Raw genomic sequence first — 3491 nt, forward strand, 5'->3', positions numbered from 1 at the left:
CTTCAACCCGCCGCCCCAGTCCTTCTTCGAGGTCAGGAAATCATGGTCGGGCTTGATGCCGACGATCGTCGGGGCGATGTACCACGACGGATTGATGACCTCGGTGGTGTCCTGAGCCAGGGCCGTTCCGGCGGAGCACAGAATGGCGGCGGCCAGGGCGATCTTCTTCGTATTATTCACAGGTAACTCCCATAAGTTGTAAAGGTACTGACATCGCATGGCTTGCAGTGATGTTGATGTCAAGCTTACAAGTCGGCCATTTTTCGGGTCAGTGCGCTGGCGCACCTAACAGCCGGTTGTTGTGGCGATTTTACAACGTAGCCATTTATGCCATGATTGCGGTTTGTTTCAGGATGTTACGAACTGCGGGTTAACCGTCGCTTACTTCTTATAACGTCGCCCTTCGTGCATGCACGTCTCCTTTTATTACGGAATTGTCATGTCACGCGGTCAGGTCGATACCGCTTCGATTGCAAGCCGTGCAGCCGGTTCCCGTTGAGCCCCACCAATTTGTCGAGCGTCAATACGCAATCGAGTTTCTCTTGCTTTTAGGGATGAATAACTTTTCAGAAATTTTTAGAAATGTTGGATGGCGCACAGACCGGGGGTGATGAGGCAGGCAATCTTGTATCCAGTTAAGCGGAACCGGCGTGTTGTCAGGTGGTCATACACGAATACGGCGGTCCGGGCCATACACAGAACATCGTCCTTTTCACGGAGTAAACCAATATGCATGCAGCGACTCACCATAATGCGGTACAAGGCGAACTCAACGCGGTGCACACTTCCAGTAACTCTGCACTGATCGAACGCGTCCCACCGCAGCCGACCGAGCGCGCTCCGATTTCGCTCGCGCCGATCGAGCGGGTGCGGTCGACGTCGGCTACCCAGCGCCGTATCGAAAACATGCAGAAGCTGATCGGCGAGCTGCAGACCCACGAGATGCTCGCCGACGAAATCGCCTGGTTCCTCAAATTCTCGCCGTCGGGCGCCCGCAAATACATCCGCGACCTGCGCGAAGCCGGCGTCATCGAACTGGCCCGCTACATCGAAGGTACCGCCACCTACCTTGGCAAGGCCGTGTACCGTATTTCGCCGGATCCGGAGCGCGTCAAGGCCTTCCTGGGCGCGATCTGCCAGCCCAAGCGCGAAGGCGCCGCCCCGCGCAAGGAGCGTCCAGGCCTGCGCGAGCAGAGCATGGCCGGCACCGGCCGCCACTTCCACATCCTGGCCGACGACACCCATTACGCGATCCGCGTCAACCGCAGCCCGGTGACCCGCGACCCGCTCGTCGCCGCACTGTTCGGCCCGCCTCCGAGCCAGGTCGCCAAAGAGCGCGTCTGAGCGCGCTGGCGTTGATAGCGGTCGCACGACGCGGCCGCTATCAGCTGCGCCACCCCGCCGAGAGGCCGGGTGGCGCTGTTTTTTTGCAGGATTCCAATTGAAAAGGCGACAAGCGTGCTCATATGCCGGGTGCGGCACCCCGACCGCTTACCCATCAAGGAGACTCCATGCTGCCGAGTGCCGAATCCCTGGAAGGCCAACCCGTTCCCCAGGTGACGTTCAAGGCGCGCCCCGACGACCAGTGGCGCGACCTCACGACCGATGAACTGTTCAAGGGCAAGACCGTCGTCGTGTTCGCCTTGCCCGGCGCCTTCACGCCGACCTGTTCCTCGGCACACCTGCCGCGCTACAACGAGCTGGCACCCGCCTTCCGCGGGAACGGCGTCGATGAGATCGTCTGCATCGCCGTCAACGATGCCTTCGTGATGCAGTCCTGGCAGGCCGGCCAGGAGGCGGGCAACATCACCATGATCCCCGACGGCAACGGCGACTTCACGGAAGGCATGGGACTGCTCGTCGACAAGCGCGACCTCGGCTTCGGCAAGCGGTCGTGGCGCTATTCGATGCTCGTCAAGGACGGCATCATCGCCAAGGTGTTCATCGAGCCGGACAAGGAAGGCGATCCGTTCGAAGTGTCGGACGCCGATACCATGCTGCGCTACCTCAACCCGGACGCCACGCCGCGCGAGCCCGTCGTGATGTTCTCCAAGCCGGGCTGCCCGTTCTGCGCGCGCGCCAAGGCCGTGCTGAAAGCGAACGGCATCGTCTTTACGGACATCCCGCAGGATGCGAAGATCACCACCAGCGTGCTGCGCGCCGTCTCCGGTGCCACCACGTGGCCGCAGGTCTTCATCGGCGGCAAGCTGATCGGCGATGCGGAGGCCGTCGCCGCATATTTCGCACCGCGCAAGCAAGAGGCCCGGTAACGCCGGTATCGGGAGAACACGATGGAAGCCGCTATCGTCTGCGCCGTACTCGCGCTCGGCGTGCTGTTCGCGTGGCTGCTGCCGCGCTGGCGCCTGCGCCGCGTGCTGGCGCGTCCGCTCACCGCGGCCCAGCTCGGCATCATCGAGCGCAACGTCGACCAGTACCGGGGCATGCCGCCCGACCTGCGCGCGCAGTTGCAGCGCCTCGTCAAGCAGTTCCTGCACCAGAAGACGTTCGTCGGCTGCGCCGGACTCGAGGTGACGGAAGAGATGCGCGTGACGATCGCCGCGCAGGCATGCCTGCTGCTGCTGAACCGGCCCAGCCGCGTGTATCCGGGCCTCCACGCCGTGCTGGTCTACCCGGGCGCGTTCCTCGTGCCGCGGCGCGAGCACGACGCGGCCGGCGTCGTCACGGAAACGCGCCAGGACCTGCTGGGCGAATCGTGGGGTGACGGGCGCGTCGTGCTGTCCTGGGAACACGTGCGCCGCGCCGGCCTGGCGGCCGAAGGCACGCACAACGTCGTGCTGCACGAGTTCGCGCACCAGCTCGACAGCGAATCGGGCAGCAACAACGGCGCGCCCTTCCTCGGCAGCCCGGAGCGCTACCGGAGCTGGTCGGAAACGCTGTCGCGCGATTTCGCGCTGCTGCGGCGCGATGCCTACTGGGGCCAGCGCGACGTACTCGATCCGTACGGCGCCACGAATCCGGCCGAGTTCTTCGCCGTGGCGACGGAGAGTTTCTTCGAGCAGCCGCACGAGCTGGCCGCGCGCCATCCGGATCTGTATGCGGAGTTCCAGGCGTATTACCGCGTGGACCCGCGCGACTGGTTTCCCACGCCGGCGCCGGAACCGGAGCACTACGGCATGGTCTACGGACAGTGGCGCTAGCGGCTACGCTGCGTGCGCTCGCGTACAGAGACCGAGCCCAGCGGGAGGCATCATGGCCACACCTTTATATGCAGGAGGTCATCCATGTCCACGATCATTGCAGGGCACTTCCAGCTGCAGGATGACGTCGAGCGGGCGCGCCATGCCCTGATCGACGCCGGGTTCCCGAGCGAACGCATCAGCGGTTTCTACCTGAGCCAGCCGGGCCAGCACGACCTGACGCCGATTGGCGGCGACAACATCCACTCGCCGGGCGCCAAGGAATCGCCGGAAGGCGTGGCCCAGGGCGCCGGTGCCGGTGCGGCGGTCGGTATCGTGGCCGGCGCCCTGGGC

The 3491-nt window shown here is 64.1% G+C and carries 3 protein-coding genes and 2 pseudogenes; 4 read left to right on the forward strand and 1 reads right to left on the reverse strand.

What is annotated here, in order from left to right; all coding sequences use genetic code 11:
* A pseudogene (locus ACEN88_RS27035) lies at positions 1-180 on the reverse strand (OmpA family protein); the annotation flags it as partial.
* 549 nt (positions 181-729) lie between these two features.
* Here ACEN88_RS27035 and ACEN88_RS27040 point away from each other — a divergent pair.
* From ACEN88_RS27040 to ACEN88_RS27055, 4 genes and pseudogenes are all read left to right on the forward strand, one after another.
* Entirely contained in the window at positions 730-1344 is a 615-nt protein-coding gene (locus tag ACEN88_RS27040) for a winged helix-turn-helix domain-containing protein (RefSeq protein WP_198119214.1), read from the forward strand.
* A 167-nt stretch (positions 1345-1511) separates the two neighbouring features.
* Positions 1512-2270 carry a glutathione peroxidase gene (locus tag ACEN88_RS27045; RefSeq protein ID WP_413344631.1) on the forward strand — a complete coding sequence of 253 codons (759 nt, stop codon included), beginning with the start codon at positions 1512-1514 and terminating at the stop codon, positions 2268-2270.
* Between the two features lie 21 nt (positions 2271-2291).
* Entirely contained in the window at positions 2292-3158 is an 867-nt protein-coding gene (locus ACEN88_RS27050) for a zinc-dependent peptidase (RefSeq protein ID WP_413344633.1), read from the forward strand.
* An 84-nt stretch (positions 3159-3242) separates the two neighbouring features.
* Positions 3243-3491: pseudogene (locus ACEN88_RS27055) on the forward strand (hypothetical protein); the annotation flags it as partial.

The organism is Massilia sp. CT11-108 (assembly GCF_047302915.1).
In the GTDB taxonomy this organism is placed as follows: domain Bacteria; phylum Pseudomonadota; class Gammaproteobacteria; order Burkholderiales; family Burkholderiaceae_D; genus Telluria; species Telluria orientalis.